Annotated in this window: 15 protein-coding genes; 8 read left to right on the plus strand and 7 right to left on the minus strand. The window is 70.1% G+C overall.

The annotated features are described in order from the left end of the window. Window positions 1-97: 97 nt before the first annotated feature. From NJ4_RS11640 to NJ4_RS11655, 4 genes are all read left to right on the plus strand, one after another. Window positions 98-1252, plus strand: a complete 1155-nt coding sequence (locus NJ4_RS11640; protein ID WP_067434791.1) for an acyl-CoA dehydrogenase family protein — start codon at window positions 98-100, stop codon at window positions 1250-1252. 9 nt (window positions 1253-1261) lie between these two features. After that, window positions 1262-2374 carry an acyl-CoA dehydrogenase family protein gene (locus tag NJ4_RS11645; RefSeq protein WP_067434794.1) on the plus strand — a complete coding sequence of 371 codons (1113 nt, stop codon included), beginning with the start codon at window positions 1262-1264 and terminating at the stop codon, window positions 2372-2374. Between the two features lie 118 nt (window positions 2375-2492). Beyond that, window positions 2493-3605: a flavin-containing monooxygenase gene (locus NJ4_RS11650; protein WP_067434797.1), complete on the plus strand. Its 1113-nt coding sequence runs from the start codon at window positions 2493-2495 to the stop codon at window positions 3603-3605. A 58-nt stretch (window positions 3606-3663) separates the two neighbouring features. After that, on the plus strand, window positions 3664-5289 hold the full coding sequence (locus NJ4_RS11655) for a LuxR family transcriptional regulator (RefSeq protein ID WP_067434800.1): 1626 nt from the start codon (window positions 3664-3666) through the stop codon (window positions 5287-5289). A 1-nt stretch (window position 5290) separates the two neighbouring features. Here the strand turns inward: NJ4_RS11655 and NJ4_RS11660 are convergent, their stop codons facing one another. From NJ4_RS11660 to NJ4_RS11675, 4 genes are all read right to left on the minus strand, one after another. Then, the gene (locus NJ4_RS11660; RefSeq protein WP_067434803.1) at window positions 5291-5896 is read right to left on the minus strand and encodes a DUF6318 family protein; all 606 of its coding nucleotides are present in this window, start codon (window positions 5894-5896) and stop codon (window positions 5291-5293) included. 84 nt (window positions 5897-5980) lie between these two features. After that, window positions 5981-6325: a hypothetical protein gene (locus NJ4_RS11665; protein ID WP_067434806.1), complete on the minus strand. Its 345-nt coding sequence runs from the start codon at window positions 6323-6325 to the stop codon at window positions 5981-5983. Between the two features lie 49 nt (window positions 6326-6374). After that, window positions 6375-8081, minus strand: a complete 1707-nt coding sequence (gene mctP, locus NJ4_RS11670) for a monocarboxylate uptake permease MctP (protein WP_281178304.1) — start codon at window positions 8079-8081, stop codon at window positions 6375-6377. After that, a complete protein-coding gene (locus tag NJ4_RS11675; RefSeq protein WP_067434809.1) occupies window positions 8078-8344 on the minus strand; it encodes a DUF3311 domain-containing protein in 267 nt (88 codons plus the stop codon). Before NJ4_RS11675 ends, mctP begins: the two co-directional genes overlap by 4 nt. A gap of 116 nt (window positions 8345-8460) precedes the next feature. On the opposite strand from NJ4_RS11675, the gene pta reads away from it, so the two are divergent. Together pta and NJ4_RS11685 are read left to right on the plus strand one after the other, a co-directional pair. Next, window positions 8461-10599, plus strand: coding sequence for a phosphate acetyltransferase (gene pta, locus NJ4_RS11680; RefSeq protein ID WP_067434812.1), 2139 nt, complete (start codon window positions 8461-8463; stop codon window positions 10597-10599). Continuing rightward, window positions 10596-11804, plus strand: coding sequence for an acetate/propionate family kinase (locus NJ4_RS11685; protein ID WP_067434815.1), 1209 nt, complete (start codon window positions 10596-10598; stop codon window positions 11802-11804). Before pta ends, NJ4_RS11685 begins: the two co-directional genes overlap by 4 nt. Before the next feature lie 42 nt (window positions 11805-11846). On the opposite strand, the gene NJ4_RS11690 is transcribed toward NJ4_RS11685, so the two are convergent. After that, window positions 11847-13433 carry an alkaline phosphatase D family protein gene (locus NJ4_RS11690; protein ID WP_067434818.1) on the minus strand — a complete coding sequence of 529 codons (1587 nt, stop codon included), beginning with the start codon at window positions 13431-13433 and terminating at the stop codon, window positions 11847-11849. 191 nt (window positions 13434-13624) lie between these two features. Between NJ4_RS11690 and NJ4_RS11695 the strand changes: the two genes are divergently transcribed. Further along, window positions 13625-14131 carry a PGPGW domain-containing protein gene (locus NJ4_RS11695; RefSeq protein ID WP_067434821.1) on the plus strand — a complete coding sequence of 169 codons (507 nt, stop codon included), beginning with the start codon at window positions 13625-13627 and terminating at the stop codon, window positions 14129-14131. 160 nt (window positions 14132-14291) lie between these two features. Here the strand turns inward: NJ4_RS11695 and NJ4_RS11700 are convergent, their stop codons facing one another. Both NJ4_RS11700 and NJ4_RS11705 read right to left on the minus strand, forming a co-directional pair. Continuing rightward, on the minus strand, window positions 14292-15944 hold the full coding sequence (locus NJ4_RS11700; protein ID WP_067434824.1) for a nuclease-related domain-containing DEAD/DEAH box helicase: 1653 nt from the start codon (window positions 15942-15944) through the stop codon (window positions 14292-14294). A gap of 102 nt (window positions 15945-16046) precedes the next feature. Continuing rightward, window positions 16047-16481, minus strand: coding sequence for a hypothetical protein (locus NJ4_RS11705; RefSeq protein WP_157551093.1), 435 nt, complete (start codon window positions 16479-16481; stop codon window positions 16047-16049). Window positions 16482-16574: 93 nt separating this feature from the next. Between NJ4_RS11705 and NJ4_RS11710 the strand changes: the two genes are divergently transcribed. Next, window positions 16575-17115, plus strand: a 541-nt coding sequence (locus NJ4_RS11710) for a 1-acyl-sn-glycerol-3-phosphate acyltransferase (protein WP_067434830.1), incomplete at its 3' end; no start/stop codon positions are given.

Raw genomic sequence — 17115 nt, forward strand, 5'->3', positions numbered from 1 at the left:
CTTCCTTCCCCGCCTCGACGTCACCCAATCCCTCGCGCTGCCTTGACCCAACGGACATGATGGAGCCCGTCAGGGACGCACACGCGAGAGGTGACCGATGCAGCTGAAGTTGTCCGAGGAGGATGCCGCGTTCCGTCAGGAGCTGCGCACCTACTTCACCACCAAGATCCCCCAGGAGATCCGCGACGCCGTGGCTGCGCGCCGCGAGCTCACCAAGGAACAGTTCGTCCAGTCCCAGCAGATCCTGAACGCCGGCGGGTACGCCGTCCCGCACTGGCCGCAGGAGTGGGGTGGGCGTGGGTGGAGCGACCTGCAGCGCCACATCTGGCACGAGGAGCTGCAGCGTGCCTGCGTGCCGGTGCCGCTCGCGTTCAACGCGTCGATGGTGGGCCCGGTGATCGCCGCCTTCGGCTCCCAGGAGCAGAAGGAGAAGTTCCTCCCCAAGACGGCCAACCTCGACATCTGGTGGTCGCAGGGCTTCTCCGAGCCGGACGCCGGCTCCGACCTGGCCTCCCTGCGTACGACGGCCGTGCGCGACGGTGACGACTTCATCGTGAACGGTCAGAAGACGTGGACCACGCTGGGCCAGCACGGCGACTGGATCTTCTGCCTGGTGCGCACCGATCCCGATGCCAAGAAGCAGGCCGGCATCTCGTTCCTGTTGATCGACATGACCACGCCCGGTCTCGAGGTGCGCCCGATCGAGCTGATCGACGGTGGCCACGAGGTCAACGAGGTGTGGTTCACCGACGTACGCGTCCCGGCCGAGAATCTGGTCGGGGAGCTCAACCACGGCTGGGACTACGCCAAGTTCCTGCTCGGCAACGAGCGCGTCGGCGTGGCCCCGGTGGGCGCCACCAAGCGAGTGCTGGCCAACGCCAAGGAGTGGGCTGGTGACCAGCTGTCCGACCCGCTGGTGGCCAGCCGCATCGTCGAGCTGGAGAACGAGCTGCTCGCGCTCGAGCTGACCGCCCTGCGGGTGGCGGCCAACTCGGCCGACGGCAAGCCGCACCCGGCGTCGTCGGTGCTGAAGCTGAAGGGCACCGAGCTGCAGCAGGCGGTCAGTGAGCTCGTCGTCGACCTGGCCGGCCCGGCCTCCCTGGCCTCCGGCGCCCCCGACGACGCCACCGACCTCGACTTCTGGACCCGCCGGGCCACCCCGGCCTACCTCAACCTGCGCAAGGCGTCGATCTACGGCGGATCCAACGAGATCCAGCGGCAGATCATCTCGCGCACGATCCTGGGACTGTGAGGAGCTGACATGGACTTCACCTACGACGACGAACAGCGGGCCCTGCGTGAGGCCGTCCGCGGCCTGGTCGGATCGACCTACGGTGACTTCGAGAACCGCCGCCGCACCGTGGCCGAGGACCCCGGGTTCGACGACACCATGTGGAAGCGGCTCGCCGAGATGGGCGTGCTCGGGCTCCCGTTCGACGAGGAGGACGGCGGCACCGGTGCCGGGCCGATCGAGACCTCGATCGTGGCCCAGGAGCTGGGCCGGGTGCTGGCGCCCGAGCCGTTCCTGACCTCGGTGGTGCTGGCCGGCGGACTGGTCGCGATGGCCGGCTCCGACGAGCAGCGGGCCGAGGTGCTCGGCGCACTGTCGGCCGGCGAGATGGTGCTCGCCTTCGCCCACGACGAGCCCGGCGAGGCCGTCCTCGCCACCCACGCCTCCGACGGCTGGGTGCTGTTCGGCGTCAAGGAACCCGTGCTGCACGGCGCCCGCGCCGATCGGCTCGTGGTCAGCGCGGCACTTCCCGACGGCGGGACCGGACTGTTCCTGGTGGACGGATCCACGGCCACCCGCTCCGGCTACCCGACGCATGACGGGGGCCGGGCCGCGCGCGTCACCTTCGACGCCACCCCCGCAACGGCCCTGGGTGCGGGCGACCAGAGCGCCGTCATCGACCTGGTCCTCGACGGCACCCGGATCATGGCCGGCAACGAGGCGATCGGGGCGATGGAGGTGGCCCTGGAGAGCACCACGGCCTACCTCAAGAGTCGCAAGCAGTTCGGTGTCACGCTGAACACCTTCCAGTCGCTGAACTTCCGCGCCGCCGACATGTACGTCTCGCTCGAGCTGACCCGCAGCATCGTGGCGTGGGCGACGATGGTGCTGGCCGAGGGCACCCCGGAGGAGGTCGCCGAGGCGTCCGCGCGTGCCTCACTGCAGGTCAGCCGGGCCGGACGTCACATCGGGCAGGAGGCGATCCAGCTGCACGGCGGCATCGGCATGACCGCGGAGTACGCCGTGGGCAGCTACACCAGCCGCCTGACCGCGCTGGACCACATGTTCGGCGACGGCAACCACCACCTGCGGTCGCTGGCCGGCAAGGTCGGCGGCTACGACGAGGTCGACCCACTGGCCTGACCCGGCTGCCCGATGGGTGGATGCACCCATCGGGCAGCTGCGCGGATGGGTCATCCGCCCGACGCGCAAGCAGGTCTCGCGTTCCTAGCGTGGAGCTCCCGAACCACTTGGAGGAGCCATGCACACCACGCACATCGAAACCGTCGTCATCGGCGCCGGGCAGGCCGGACTCGCCACCGGCCACCACCTGCAAACCGCCGGCCGGAAGTTCGTGATCCTCGACGCCGCGAGCCGGGTCGGGGACCAGTGGCGCCGGCAGTGGGACACCCTGCGGCTCTACTCCCCCGCGAAGTACGACGGCCTGCCTGGAATGCCCTTCCCGGCCAGGCCGTGGTCGTTCCCGGGCAAGGACGCGGTGGCCGACTACCTCGAGGCCTACGCCGCGAAGTTCTCCCTGCCGATCCGCTTCGACACCCGGGTCACGGGCCTCGACCCACACCCCGGCGGGGGCTACACGGTCACCACGCAACGTGCCACGTTCACCTGCGACAACGTCGTCGTCGCCACCGGCACCTTCGGCCGTACGCCGCGACTTCCCGACTTCGCCGACCAGCTCGACCCGGGGATCCTGCAGCTGCACTCGAGTGAGTACCGCCGCCCGGGCCAGCTGCGCGACGGCCCGGTGCTGGTCGTGGGCGCGTCGCACTCCGGCACCGACATCGCCTACGAGGTCGCGCAGACCCACCCCACCCTGCTGGCCGGGAGGGACTGCGGCCAGATCCCGATCCGCATCGAGAAGCCCGTCGGCCGGATGATGTTCCCGCTGATCGTCTTCGCGTGGCGCCACGTGCTCACCCGGCGTACGCCGATCGGGCGCAAGGTGATGCCCGAGGTCAGGTTCCACGGCGGCCCGATGATCCGGGTCAAGCGGTCCGACCTGGCCGCCCGCGGGGTCGAGCGTGCCACCGACCGGGTGACCGGCGTACGCGGCGGGCTGCCCGTCGTCGGCGACGAGGTCAGGGACGTGGCGAACGTGGTCTGGGCGACCGGCTTCCGGCAGACCCTCGAGTGGATCCACCTGCCGATCCTCGGCGACGACGGCTGGCCCACCGAGATGCGCGGCGTCGTCGAGAAGGCGCCCGGCCTGTTCTTCTGCGGCCTGGCCTTCCAGTTCGCGTTCAGCTCGATGGTGCTTCCCGGGGTGGGCCGCGACGCCGAGTTCCTGGCCCGCCAGATCGTGCGCCGCGCCGCACAGCCGCAGAGGGCACCGCGCCCGGCCCGTGCAGCCTGAGCGAACCGGCGCGCCCGCCCCCGATCCCGCCGTATGCTCGCACCAGGAGGTTCGCGCGATGGGCGTGGTCGACGATCTGGTGCGCGCTCGGGAGACCTTCGAGCGCGGTGACTGGGCGGCCGCGTTCGAGGCCTGGACCACGGTCGCGCCCGACGCGTTGGCACCGGAGGACCTCGCCGAGTTCGCCACGGCAGCGTTCCTGCTGGGCCGGCGCGGAGTCGCCGTACAAGCGCTGCAACGGGCGTTCGGACTGCAGGTCGGCGCCGACGACACGCGCGCGGCCGTGCTCACCGCGTTCCGGCTGTGCATGACCTTCGACACCGGCGGGGAGCACCAGGTGGCCGCCGGGTGGGCGGCCCGCGCGCAACGCCTCGTCGAGGAGGTCGACGGTGAGGCCGTCGAGCGCGGCTACGTCGCCTACCTGCTGATGCACCAACGGATCGCCGGCGCCGACTGGGCCGGTGCCGCCCTGTTGGCGGCGTCGGTGGTCGAGCAGGGACGCCGGCACGGTGACCCGGACCTCACCGCGATCGGGCTGGCTTCGCTGGGCCGGCTGTCGATCTACTCCGGCCGGGTTCCCGAGGGGCTGGCCCTCTTCGACGAGGCGATGGTCGGGGTGGCCTCCGGGGAGGTCGGTCCGATCTTCGCGGGCAACGTCTACTGCGTGATGGTCGAGGGCTGCCAGGAGATCTCGGACCTCGGCCGGGCGTCGGCCTGGACCGCCGCCCTCACCCGCTGGTGTGCGGCGCAGCCGGGGCTCGTCACGTTCACCGGCCAGTGCGCCGTCCACCGAGGCCAGATCATGCGACTGCACGGCGACTTCGCCCGCGCGATCGAGGAGTACGACGCCGCGGTCGAGCGCTACCTGGCGGCGGACACCCCCGAAGCCGCCGGACTGGCGCTGGCCGAGCGCGGTGACGTGCTGCGCATCATGGGCGACCTCGACGCCGCGGAGGCCAGCTATGACCGGGCCGCCGACCGCGGCTTCGAACCCCAGCCCGGGTTGGCGTTGCTGTGGTCGGCCCGCGGCCGGGACGAAGCTGCCTCCGCGGCGATCCGCAGGCTGCTCGCCGAGACGCCGGACCCGGTGCACCGGTCACGGCTGCTCGCGGCCGCCGTCGAGATCCTGCTGGGCACCGACCCGGAGGAAGCACGCGCGCTCGCCGTCGAGCTCGAGCAGGTCGCCGCCGACTTCGGGTGCGAGGGCCTGCAGGCGATGGCGGCCCACTGCCTCGGCCGGGTCGAGCGGGCGGCCGGAGACGCGTCGGGCGCGTTGCCCTACCTGCGCAAGGCCGCCGCCCTGTGGGGCGCGATCAACTGTCCCTACGAGGTGGCGCGGGTCGACGTGCAGGTCGGCCTCGCCCTGCGTCAGCTCGGCGACGTCGAGAGCGCCACCCGCGCGCTCACCCACGCTCGGCGTACGTTCGTCGAGCTCGGTGCTCGTGACGCCGCGGTGTCGACGGCACGACTGCTCGAGCCCGCCGCCCTGCCGGACGGCCTCACCGGCCGGGAGGTCGAGGTGCTGCGCCTGGTCGCCGCAGGTCGCAGCAACGCACAGATCGCTGCCGAGCTCGTGCTCAGCGAGAAGACGGTGGCCCGGCACCTCAGCAACATCTTCACCAAGGTGGCCGTGGCTTCACGCACCGCCGCGGCGGCGTACGCCTTCGAGCACCACCTGGTGTGAGTCAGCGCTGCTGCTCGCGCTTGTCCTTCGGGTCGTCGCGCTTGTCCTTGACCGGCACGAGCTTCAGCGACTGCACGCGCCAGGTGCGCGCGTGCCGCACGAGGGTGAACCTGATCGGCGCCACTCCCGGCTTGATCTCCTCGACCTGTCCCTTGCCCCGCTTGATCTTCACCGGGTAGCGGATCACGAAGAACTTCACCTGCGCGGTCTTCTCGCGCTTGTTCAGTCGCACCTCCATCGGCACACTCTCGATGCCCAGCGAAGTGACCTTCGCCTTGCCCTCGTGTGCGGCCTCCATGGCGTCGGCCAGCGTCGCGCAGGCCACGCAGTCCGGCGTGCTCAGGCCGCGGACGATCTTCGTCTTCCCCGTCCGCAGGCCGTAGTTGTAGGCGTCGATCCAGTAGCCGACGAAGTACTTCGCACCCGACTCGGTCATGCTCATGTTCTTCGGGATGGGCGGCGGTCCGCCGGGCTTGGGTACGTCGACCCGGGAGTCGATCGGTGCGCCGGTCTGCGGCGGGTCCTCCGCGCAGCCACCGAGACCCAGTGCACCCAGGGTCAGCACGCACGCCAACGCTGCGCCGATTCGGCCTCGGCCGAGAACCATGTCCGCCCTCTCGTGGTCTGTTGTGGGGACTCCCGGACCAACGCAGGAGGCGCCGGTTCGTCACGGGTGACGCGTACGACAGCGTCAGACCAGGCGGTCACCGACGGGTACCGGAAGCGTAAACGTCTCGTGGTCGCCACCGATCGCCTGGGCCGCGCCGAGCTCGTCGTCGACCACGGTCACCCACTCGCGAGTCACCTCGACGATGCGCACCCGCCGCTGGTGGCCGCCGTCCACCAGGGTGTGCGGTTCCACGAGCATCGCCAGCCCGCGTGCCTCGAGGGCGTCTTCGGCCTCGACCCACTCCCCCGGGCCGGCGACCGGCCGACCCAGGATGTCCAGGGCCTGCCACAGCTCACCCGCGGCGACGACGTAGCCCACCGTCTCGCCGTCCTCACGCTTGTGGGGGAACCACTCGTCTCCAGACATGGTGGGGAGCCTAGGCGGCTCCCCACCATTCGTCATCCGGATTCGGGCCTCAGACCTCTTCGGCACCCAGCGTCTTCGGGTTCTCCGTCAGGTCCTTGCGCACCCGCGGGTCGTCGGCGTCGGCGTGGTAGTCGTAGGCCGTGGTCTCGTCGGTGCCGTTGTCGACCTTGCCGGCCCGCAGCAGCAGCGTGAGCACGACGGTGACCAGGATGTTGATCACGAACGCGGTCAGCGCGATGTAGCCCAGGTCGCCGATCACCGGCATCACGTCGAGGGATCCGCCGAAGTGCTTGCCGGTGGCCGGGTTGACCACCTGGTAGGCCTGGACGGTGCCGTAGACCATGCCCACCGCCCAGCCGGCCAGCAACGCCCACTTGTGGAACCACCGGGTGTAGAGGCTGAACACCACCGCGGGGAAGGTCTGCAGGATCCAGATGCCGCCCAGGAGCTGGAAGTTGATCGCGTTCTGCTTGTCCATCGTGAAGACGAAGATCAGCGCGAACGCCTTGACCAGCAACGACATCAGCTTGGAGACCTTGGCCTCCTGCTTGTCGGTCGCGTGCGGGTTGATCCACTCCTTGTAGATGTTGCGGGTGAACGTGTTGGCCGCCGCGATCGACATGATCGCCGCCGGCACCAGCGCCCCGATCGCGATCGCCGCGAACGCCACACCGGCGAACCAGGCCGGGAACGCGTCCTCGAACAGCTGCGGGATCACCAGCTGGGCGTTCGGCTCACCGTCGAGACCGACCGGCTTGGTGCCGGCCGCGATCGCCACCCAGCCGAGCAGCGCGAGCAGCCCGAGCACGAAGCTGTACGCCGGCAGGATGGCCGCGTTGCGACGGATCGTGTTGCGACTGCTCGACGAGAGCGACGCGGTGATCGAGTGCGGGTACATGAACAGCGCCAGTGCGGACCCGAGGCCGAGCGTCGCGTAGGCCCACATCTGACCGTCACCGGGCACGAACGAGCCGGTCGGCTTGCCGGTGGTCTCACTGGTGGCGGCCATCTTGTCCTCGGCGGCACCGAAGATGTGCTCCCAGCCGCCGAACTTCGTGGGCAGGTAGATGATCGCCACGATGATCACGAGATAGATCAGCGCGTCCTTGACGAACGCGATCATCGCCGGTGCCCGCAGCCCGGAGGTGTAGGTGTAGGCGGCCAGGATCACGAACGCGACCAGCAGCGGCAGGTCGGCGGCCAGCCAGTTGTCGCCGCCGCCGACGCCGGCCACCTCGAGCACGGCCTGGATGCCGACCAGCTGGAGCGCGATGTAGGGCATGGTGGCCAGGAAGCCGGTCACCGCGATCGCCAGCGACAGCTCACGTGAGCCGTAGCGTCCGCGCACGAAGTCGGCGCTGGTCACGTAGCCGTGGCGGTGGCTGACCGACCAGAGCCTGGCCATGAAGACGAAGATGATCGGGTAGAGCACGATCGTGTAGGGCACCGCGAAGAACCCGGCCACCGAGCCGGTCGCGAACATCGCCGCCGGCACCGCCACGAACGTGTACGCCGTGTAGAGGTCGCCGCCGAGCAGGAACCAGGTGACCCAGGTGCCGAACCGGCGACCGCCCAGGCCCCACTCGTCGAGGGAGTCCAGGTTGTCACCCCTGCGGAACCGGGCGGCGCTGAAGCCGAGCACGGTCACCACGAGGAACAGGATGATCAGCACCGCGAGGGCGACACCGTTCACGCCGGTGTCGGCGGCCATCACACTGATCATCGGGTCCGCCGCCGCCGTCGTCGGGGCGCTCACTTCTGCACCTTCCCACTCTGGTGCCGCGCCGCGAGCACGAGCCGGTGCGCGGAGTAGGTCATCGCGGAGCAGAGGAAGACCCAGACGAACTGGTACCAGAAGAAGAACGGGATGCCCCAGAGCCGGGGATCGACCTTCGCGTAGCTGCCGACCCACATCAGGGCGACGACAGGGATCAACAGCAGTACCCCCGCTGCTGCGAGCATGAACTTGTTGGCGGGTACGACGACAGGCGTCGTCCCGTTCTCCGAGCCTGATGTCATGTGACGGAAACTACTCCGATTGAGGCTCGGGCGTAACACCCCGATTCCCACAGCTCGACCAGCGGTACGACGAACGGGACGAACGGGCGCTCCGGGCGTCGACATAGCCTTGCGCCATGACCAGCAGTGTGTACGTCGCCTCGGCCGAAGGTTTCACCGGCAAGTCGACCGTGGCCCTCGGCGTTCTCGAGCAGCTCTCCCGGGCCGTGGAGCGGGTCGGTGTCTTCCGCCCGATCATCCGCGCGGAGGCCGAGGCCAGCGCTGAGAGTGAGGACGGTCGCGACTACGTGCTCGACCTGCTCACCTCCCACGAGGCCGTCGACCTGACGTACGACGAGTGCGCGGGGGTGACCTACGACGAGGTGCATGCCGACCCCGACGCGGCGATGGACCGCATCGTCGAGCGCTTCCACCAGGTTGCCGACCGGTGTGATGCGGTGGTGGTGATCGGCAGCGACTACACCGACATCGCCACCCCGACCGAGTTCTCCTACAACGCACGCATCGCGGCCAACCTCGGCTCACCTGTGCTGTTGGTGGCCAACGGGTTCGGTCGCACCCGGGCCGACCTGACCACGATCGTCGAGGTGCTGCGCAGCGACCTGAAGGCCAACCACGCCACGTTGTTCTCGATCGTGGTCAACCGTGTCTCCGACGAGAGGGTGCTCGGTGAGATCACCGAGCTGGCCGGCGTGCCGGCGTACGGCATCCCGGAGGAGCCGCTCCTGAACGCGCCCAGCGTCGCGGAGATGATGGCGGCCTGCGAGGGCCGCCTGGTCAGCGGCTCCGAGGAGCTGCTGGCCCGCGAGGTCTCGGGTCTCGTGGTCGCCGCGATGACCCTGCCCAACGTGCTGAACCGGCTCTTCGAGGGCGCCGCGGTGATCACGCCGGGCGACCGCGGCGAGACCGTGCTCGGCGTGCTCGCTGCCCACACCTCGGCCAGCTTCCCGCAGATCTCCGCGGTCTTCCTCAACGGCGGCATCCCGCTGCCCGAGGAGATCACCCGGCTCATCGACGGCCTCGGCGTGACCACCCCGATCGTCGCCACCGACCTCGGCACCCACGCCACCGCGACCGCGCTGACCAGCCGCCGCGGCCGGCTCACCAAGGACTCCCCGCGCAAGATCGCCACCGCGCTGCGGCTCTTCGGTGAGCACGTCGACGGGCCGGGGCTCATCGACCGGCTCGAGGTGGCCCGCACCGACGCGGTCACCCCGCTGATGTTCGAGCACCAGCTGATCGACGACGCGGTGCTGGCCGGCAAGCACATCGTCCTGCCCGAGGGCGAGGAGGACCGCATCCTCAAGGCAGCCGACATCCTGCTGCGCCGCGGCGTCGCCGAGCTGACCCTGGTGGGCGATCCGCTGGCGATCACCGCGAAGGCCGCCCAGCTCGGTGTCGACGTGAGCAAGGCGCACCTGCTCTCGCCGTACGACGAGAAGTTGCGCGAGCAGTTCGCGCAGGAGTACTTCGAACGCCGCAAGCACAAGGGCATCGACCTCGACGAGGCCCGCGAGCAGGTCGTGGACGTGTCCTACTTCGGCACCATGATGGTCGAGCTGGGCCTGGCCGACGGGATGGTCTCGGGGGCGGTGCACACCACGGCGCACACCATCCGCCCGGCGCTCGAGGTCGTGAAGACGGTGCCCGGTGTCTCGGTGGTGAGCTCGGTGTTCTTCATGTGCCTGGCCAACCAGGTGCTGGTCTACGGCGACTGTGCGGTCAACCCCGACCCGACATCCGACCAGCTGGCCGACATCGCGATCTCCTCGGCCGCCACCGCGACGGCGTTCGGTGTCGATCCGTTGATCGCGATGCTCTCCTACTCCACCGGCACGTCCGGGTCGGGCACCGACGTGGAGAAGGTCACCGCGGCCACGGAGCGGGTGCGCGAGCTGGCGCCCGACCTCCTGGTGGAGGGCCCGATCCAGTACGACGCGGCGATCGACGACGCGGTCGCGAAGACCAAGCTGCCCGACTCCCCGGTCGCCGGCGACGCGACCGTGTTCATCTTCCCGGACCTCAACACCGGCAACAACACCTACAAGGCGGTGCAGCGCTCGGCCAACGCGGTCGCGATCGGTCCGGTGCTGCAGGGGCTGCGCAAGCCGGTCAACGATCTCTCCCGCGGGGCGACGGTGCGCGACATCGTGAACACGGTGGCGATCACGGTCGTGCAGGCGGCCCAGTCCCAGGCAGCCCAGTCCCGGGCCGACCAGTCCCAGGCCGACCAGTCCCAGGCCGACCAGTCGTGAGCACGCCCCACGTCCTGGTCGTCAACGCCGGCTCCTCGTCCTTGAAGTACAGCCTGGTCGACGCCGCCACCGGCGCCACGCCCGGGCACGGACTCGTCGAGCGGATCGGCGAGTCCACGGGCACGCTCGTGCACCACGGCCCCGAGGGCGAGACCCGCATCGAGGGCCCGGTCGCCGATCACGAGGCCGCGTTCCAGTTGGCGCGCGACGCCTTCACGGATCACGGTCCGCAGCTGTCGTCGTACGACGTGGTGGCGGTGGGGCACCGCGTGGTGCACGGTGGCGAGCGGTTCTCGCAACCGGTCCTGATCGACGACGACGTGCTGGCGGCGGTGCGCGACCTGGTCCCGTTGGCGCCGTTGCACAACCCGGCCAACCTCGAGGGCATCGCCAGCGCCCGGGCACTGTTCCCGGACCTGCCCCACGTGGCGATCTTCGACACCGCGTTCCACCAGACGCTGCCCGAGCACGCCTACACCTACGCAGTCCCGCGCGACTGGGTCGGCGAGCACGGCATCCGCCGCTACGGCTTCCACGGCACGTCGTTCTCGTTCGTCGCCCAGGCCGCCGCCGACCTGCTCGAGCGGCCGCTGACCGAGCTGAACCTGATCGTGGCCCACCTCGGCAACGGCGCGTCAGTCACCGCGGTGCGCGGTGGCGAGTCCGTCGAGACGTCGATGGGGATGACCCCGCTCGAGGGACTGGTGATGGGCACCCGATCCGGTGACGTGGACCCCGCCCTGCACGCGCACCTGCACCGCGAGCTCGGCTGGTCGCTCGACGAGATCGACCGCATCCTCAACCGCGAGTCCGGGCTCAAGGGCCTGGCCGGTGAGAACGACTTCCGGGAGGTGCTCCGGCTCCGTGACGAGGGCGATGCCGCGGCAGCGTTGGCGTTCGACGTCTACTGCCACCGGCTGCGCAAGTACGTCGGCGCCTACTACGCCGTGCTCGGCACCGTCGACGCGATCGTGTTCACCGGTGGGGTCGGCGAGAACGCGGCACCGGTGCGGGCCGCGACGCTGTCCGGGCTCGAGCGGCTCGGCATCAGCGTCGACGAGCAGCGCAATGCGGAACGCTCGGACCAGGCCAGGTCGATCTCGCCCGATCCCTCGACCGAGGGCGGTACCGACGTGGCCGTGCTCGTCGTACCCACCGACGAGGAGTGGGAGATCGCGCGCCAGTCGGTGGCCGTGTCGGGATGACCGCCGTCGGCGCTGGCGCCAGTGGCAGGCCCGCGGCCGGCGTCAGACCGGCTCGAGCTCCTTGCTCCACAGCACCGCGCCGGTGAGGTCGCGCAGGCTCACGGTCAGCTGCCCGTCACTGTCGATCTCGGCGTGCCCGAAGAACTGGTGGCCCTTGCGCGGCGACTCGTTGGGCGTGTCCGCGTGCGCGGAGAAGACCACCTCCGGGCCGAATGTCGCGTCCATCTCGTTCGGGCCGAACGTGCCGGCCGCGATCGGCCCGGCGACGAACTCCCAGAACGGATCGAAGTCGGTGAAGCCCGCCCGCGCCGGGTCGTAGTGGTGGGCCGCGCAGTAGTGCACGTCGGCGGTGATCCACACGATGTTCTTGACGCCGTGCCGTTTGAAGGCGGAGAGCACCTCGGCGATCTCGAGCTCCTTGCCCAACGGCGCCCCGGGGTCACGGTTGGCCAGGCTCTCCTGGTTCACCTCGCCGTCGGGTACGACGATCCCGAGCGGCAGGTCGGCTGAGATGACCTTCCAGGTGGCCCGCGACCGACGCACCTCCCGGACCAGCCAGTCGACCTGCTCCTCGCCGAGGAGCCGGGTCTTCTCCTTCTCCAGGCCCGGAGTGTTCTCGCCCTTGAACGTGCGCATGTCGAGGCAGAACACGTCGAGGTTCGGCCCCCGCGAGATCTTGCGATAGATCCGCGCCTCACCGAACCCGCTGCCCCGGCGGTGCGCGCGACCGTCGGCGATGGGCATGTTCTCCTGCCAGGCCCGCCGGGCGCGTGCGGCCAGGACGTCGACCCGGCGCTCCTGCGTGTAGCGCGGGTCCTCGAGCACCTCGCCGGGCCACCAGTTGTTGGTGGTCTCGTGGTCGTCCCACTGCGCGATCACCGGCACGTCGGCGTACATCGCCCGCACGTTGTCGTCGAGCAGGTTGTAGCGGTGCCGCCCGCGGAACTCGGTGAGCGTCTCGGCGACCTTGCTGACCTCCTCGGTCACCAGGTTGCGCCAGACCTGGCCGTCGGGCTCGACGACCTCCTCCTCGAGCGGGCCGTCGGCGTAGATCGTGTCGCCGGCGTGGATGAAGCAGTCCGGCCGGGTCGCGTGCATCGCGCGGTAGCCGAGCAGGCCGCCCAGGTCGGGGTTGATCCCCCACCCCTGACCGCAGGTGTCGCCGGTCCACACGAAGCTGGTGCGGGCCGGTTGCACGGAAGCCGTGCTGAACCGGGCGGTCTGCAGCTCACCGACCTGCCCGTGGGTGTCCAGGAAGCCGAGCTCGACGTCGTGGTCGCGGCCCGGTGCCAGCCCGTCGAGGACGAGCTTGGCGGTGAGGTCGGTGTCGGGTGTGGCCCACGGGCCGCGGACCAGGCGGGTACGCCGTCCGCTGCGCACCCGCGCCACGAGGCGACCGGGTCGCGACGCGCGGGCCCACACCACACCGGACTGCGTCGTCACGTCACCGGACTGGACGCCCGAGGTGAGCGTGATCCGGTCACGGATGAGGCTCGGGGCACCGGCGCGCGAGCTGAATGCGGCGCCGCCGAACACCATCGGGCCGGCCGCAGCGCCAAGCACGGCAGCTCCCCCGGTGCCGAGGTGGAGGAGCGTACGTCGATCGAGATGTCTGCCGAGTTCAGTCATGGCCGCAGGCTTGCCGATCGGAGTGACCGGGAGGTGGCCGCCGGATGACAGGTTTGCCGACGGCGCGCACGGGTCAGAAGAGCGGACATGTCCTCAGCAGACACGTGTCGTCGTCCCTCCGCACCGCTGCGGCAGGTGCCGCGCCGGATGCTCTGCCCGGTCTGCTTGTCCGGTCTGACAGGCTTCACCTCGTGAACCGGGGAGCCGCGGCAACCAAACGTATTCTGCTCGAGCTCGTGGGCTGGACCCTCGTGCTGGCCGGCATCGCCGCGCTGATCCTGCCCGGCCCCGGACTGCTGATGATGTTCGGCGGCCTGGTGGTGCTCTCCCAGCAGTACGAATGGGCCGAGCGTCGACTCGAGCCGGTCGAGCGCCGGGCCATGCAGGCCGCCGCCGAGGGGGTGCGCACCTGGCCACGCATCATCGGCTCGGCTCTCGGCGCGACCTGGTTGGTCGGGCTCGGCATCTACTGGATCGTCTCACCGCCGGCGCCCTCGTGGTGGCCGGTCGACGAGAAGTGGTGGCTCTTCGGCGGCCTCGGCACCGGCATCACCCTGATCGCCTCCGGCCTCCTGGCGTTCGGGCTGCTGATCTACAGCTTCCGCCGGTTCCGCGGGCAGGTGCTCTCCGGCGCCACCAACGAGGAAGCCGTCGCCAACACCGATGACGACCCGAGCAACGACCGGGCCGCTGGCTGAGAAGGGCGCTCTGCGCCCGTCGCGAAACCTGCCGGACGTGAACGCGTCCAGTGCCAGGCCGCCTTGCTCACGGACGCCCCGGCACCGCAGAGGTGACGCCCGGCGACGATCCGACAGTCTTCGCCGCACCTCGCCAGGACCAAGCCCGGCACGGTGCTCATCAGATCCCGAGCCGACGCGCCACCGCCTCGCCGCCGATCTCACGGATCACCCTCGGATCTCCCACGACCACCAACGCGTCGGTGGCCCGGGACATCCCGACGTACAACCGTTCGCGGGCGCGCTCGCGCACCTCGGGCTCGTTGACGCAGAGCACCACGGCCATCCGCTCGAGGCCCTTGCACCCGAGGACGTGGCCGTAGAACACCTCGTCGGGGTCCCAGAACGACCTCCAATAGCCGTCCTGGTCGTGGAAGTCGGTGCGCTCGACCTGGATCGGGTGCCGTTTGCCGGTGGTGAGCAGCATGATGTTGGCCGGCTTCCAGCCGGCGTCGATCATCTCGTCGACGACGTCGTCGGCGGTGGCGACGGCGTCCTCCGCACTGCTCGCGACGAAGCGGACGTCCGGCCCGTCGCCACCGCTGGCATACATGCGTGAGGGCGCCAGCGGCCCGAACGAGTCGTGGATCTGCCTGGTGTTGCGCAGGTTGTGGTCGAGCACCAGCGGCACGAGCTGCACCGGCGGCCGACCGAACCGGGCGAAGATCCGCTGGTTCTCGTCGGAGTAGACGTAGAGCCCGCCGACCTCCTCGTCGCGCAGCGCCGTGAGCACCGGGCGCCACCACGAGTCGGCGAAGTCCTGCGCCTCGTCGACGATGATCGCGTCGAACTTCTCCCTGTCGTCGAGCCCCTCGGCCAGGTCGCCCATCAGCTGGGGCAGGTCGACCTCCCAGAAGTCGCTGTTGGTGCGGTCGCCCTCGGGCGCGCCCCACTGCCGACCGAAGTCGTGGAAGGTGCCCACGAACGCCGGCCGCTCCTTGCGGTGCCAGGTGGCCACCTCGCGCTTGAGGTGCTCGGCCAGCCCCAGCGAGTAGCAGAGCACCGCCACCCGTTTCGCCTTGAGATCTCCCCTGCCGCGGGTCAGCTGCTTGGCCTGCTGCAGCGCCAGCACGGTCTTGCCGCTACCCGCGCCGCCGCGCACCTCGACCCGGTGCAGCAGGCGGGTCACGTTGAGGATCGAGGCCTGTTCCTGGGTCAACCGGTCGACCGTGGCCGCGCGGTCCTCGGCGTCGGCATTGACGTCGTACGACGTGGGCAGTCGACCGTTGAGGATGTCGACGATCGCGTCGATGTCGTCGGCGGTCGGTGGGCGTTGGTGGTGCAGCATCTTGGCGGCGTTGGTGCGCACGCGGTCGGCCAGCGTGGCCATCGCGGACTTGCCGTGCAGCGCCCAGTGCGGCAGGTCCGGTGTCTCGGTGCCGGGCGGGAAGTCGGAGTACGGCGTGACCACGCCGTGGGCCCACGCGGTGCGCTGCCGGCTGCCCCACCGCGGGTCACGCTCGGCGTAGGTGCGCAGGGCGAACTTCGCCTCACGGGCCTGGTCGACCGGGAGGATCTCGGTGGCGCGGCCGCGGCGGGTGATCCACCAGGTGTCGCCCTCGCGCCACACGCTGCTGCCCTTGACCTCGAGCACGAGGGCACCGACATCGGGCATCAGCACCAGCAGGTCGATCTCGTGGTCCTTGCGCTCGTCGGTGATGCGCAGGTTGGCGACCAGTACGTCGTCGGGGTCGAGCGTGTCGCGCAACCTCTCCCACACCTGTTGCTCGGACGTGGTGGTGAACACGGGGCTCTCCGGGACGAGGCGGACCATGCTCAGCAGCCTGCCACGACCCACCGGCGTCGCGCCGGGCTTTGGCCCAGCGAGGCGCAGTATCAGGGCCTCGGGCTCATGCTCAGGATCAGGGCCTCGGGCTCAGGCGAAGTCGGAGACCAGGGCGTCGATCTGGTCTCCGGCCTCCGACGCGCCACCGCAGATCATCGCGACGATTCTGGTGTCGAGCTCTCCGGCCCCGTCAACCTCCAGGATGGTGCCGCCGGCACCGACGCAGTCGGACCCGTCGCTGATGTCCTCGAGCTCCTCGGGAAGGTCCGCCACGAACTCCTCCCACTTCGTCGCATCCATCGGCACTGTGTCCGGAGCACCACTGCCCTGTGTGGTCACCACGCCATCGGCCGAGAGCTCCAGGGTCTTGCTCTGCACCGGGTTGTCAGGGATCGACGCCGGGACCCAGTCGACGGTGACCACCACGGTCTTCGGGTCGAGATCGGTGCCGGCGCCGGCGCTCACGTTGTCGTCGCATCCGCTCGTCGCGGTCAGCAGCAGAGCCGCAGCCAGGAGTGAGGTCATGGTTCGCATGGCACTACGACGGACCGGTCGCTGCTTCGGTTCCCTCCACCCGCCCGCACACTCCTGGAGACGAGGACGATCTAGGGTGACGCCATGATCCGCAGCCGATTCGCCAAGGCCTTGTTGAAGCTGACCCGTTGGCGCATCGTCGGCGAGGTGCCTCGCAGCGGCATCTTCGTCGGCGCACCGCACACCTCCAACTGGGACTGGGTGGCGATGCTGTTGCTGCTCTGGTCCGGCGACGTGTCGCCGCGGGTGCTGATCAAGCGCGAGCTGTTCAAGGGCCCGCTGGGCTGGATCCTGAGGGCGACCGGTGGCATCTCGATCGACCGCGACAATGCGACGTCGGTCGTCGCCGACCTCGCCGCGCATGCCGCCCGTGACGAGTCGTTCGTGATCGTGCTGGCCGCCGAGGGCACCCGCGAGAAGGGCGAGTTCTGGAAGTCGGGCTTCTACCGTCTGGCCCAACAGACCGGGCTGCCGTGCTCGTTCGGCTTCATCGACGGCCCCACCCGCACCCTGGGCTTCGGCCCGACCTTCCACATGACCGGCGACGTCAGCGCGGACATGGACCGGATCCGCGAGTTCTTCGCCGACAAGCGCGGCGTGCGGCCCGAGGGCCGCACCGAGCCCC

Source organism: Nocardioides jensenii JCM 1364 = NBRC 14755 (genome assembly GCF_001552535.1).
Lineage (GTDB): Bacteria > Actinomycetota > Actinomycetes > Propionibacteriales > Nocardioidaceae > Nocardioides > Nocardioides jensenii.

Coding starts and splice junctions, on each gene's coding strand:
- NJ4_RS11655 (WP_067434800.1), top strand. CDS start 3,664: ATGGGCGTGGTCGACGATCTGGTGCGCGCTCGGGAGACCTTCGAGCGC.
- NJ4_RS11665 (WP_067434806.1), bottom strand. CDS start 6,325: ATGTCTGGAGACGAGTGGTTCCCCCACAAGCGTGAGGACGGCGAGACG.
- NJ4_RS11675 (WP_067434809.1), bottom strand. CDS start 8,344: ATGACATCAGGCTCGGAGAACGGGACGACGCCTGTCGTCGTACCCGCC.
- NJ4_RS11650 (WP_067434797.1), top strand. CDS start 2,493: ATGCACACCACGCACATCGAAACCGTCGTCATCGGCGCCGGGCAGGCC.
- NJ4_RS11705 (WP_157551093.1), bottom strand. CDS start 16,481: ATGACCTCACTCCTGGCTGCGGCTCTGCTGCTGACCGCGACGAGCGGA.
- NJ4_RS11690 (WP_067434818.1), bottom strand. CDS start 13,433: ATGACTGAACTCGGCAGACATCTCGATCGACGTACGCTCCTCCACCTC.
- NJ4_RS11645 (WP_067434794.1), top strand. CDS start 1,262: ATGGACTTCACCTACGACGACGAACAGCGGGCCCTGCGTGAGGCCGTC.
- NJ4_RS11660 (WP_067434803.1), bottom strand. CDS start 5,896: ATGGTTCTCGGCCGAGGCCGAATCGGCGCAGCGTTGGCGTGCGTGCTG.
- pta (WP_067434812.1), top strand. CDS start 8,461: ATGACCAGCAGTGTGTACGTCGCCTCGGCCGAAGGTTTCACCGGCAAG.
- NJ4_RS11700 (WP_067434824.1), bottom strand. CDS start 15,944: ATGGTCCGCCTCGTCCCGGAGAGCCCCGTGTTCACCACCACGTCCGAG.
- NJ4_RS11640 (WP_067434791.1), top strand. CDS start 98: ATGCAGCTGAAGTTGTCCGAGGAGGATGCCGCGTTCCGTCAGGAGCTG.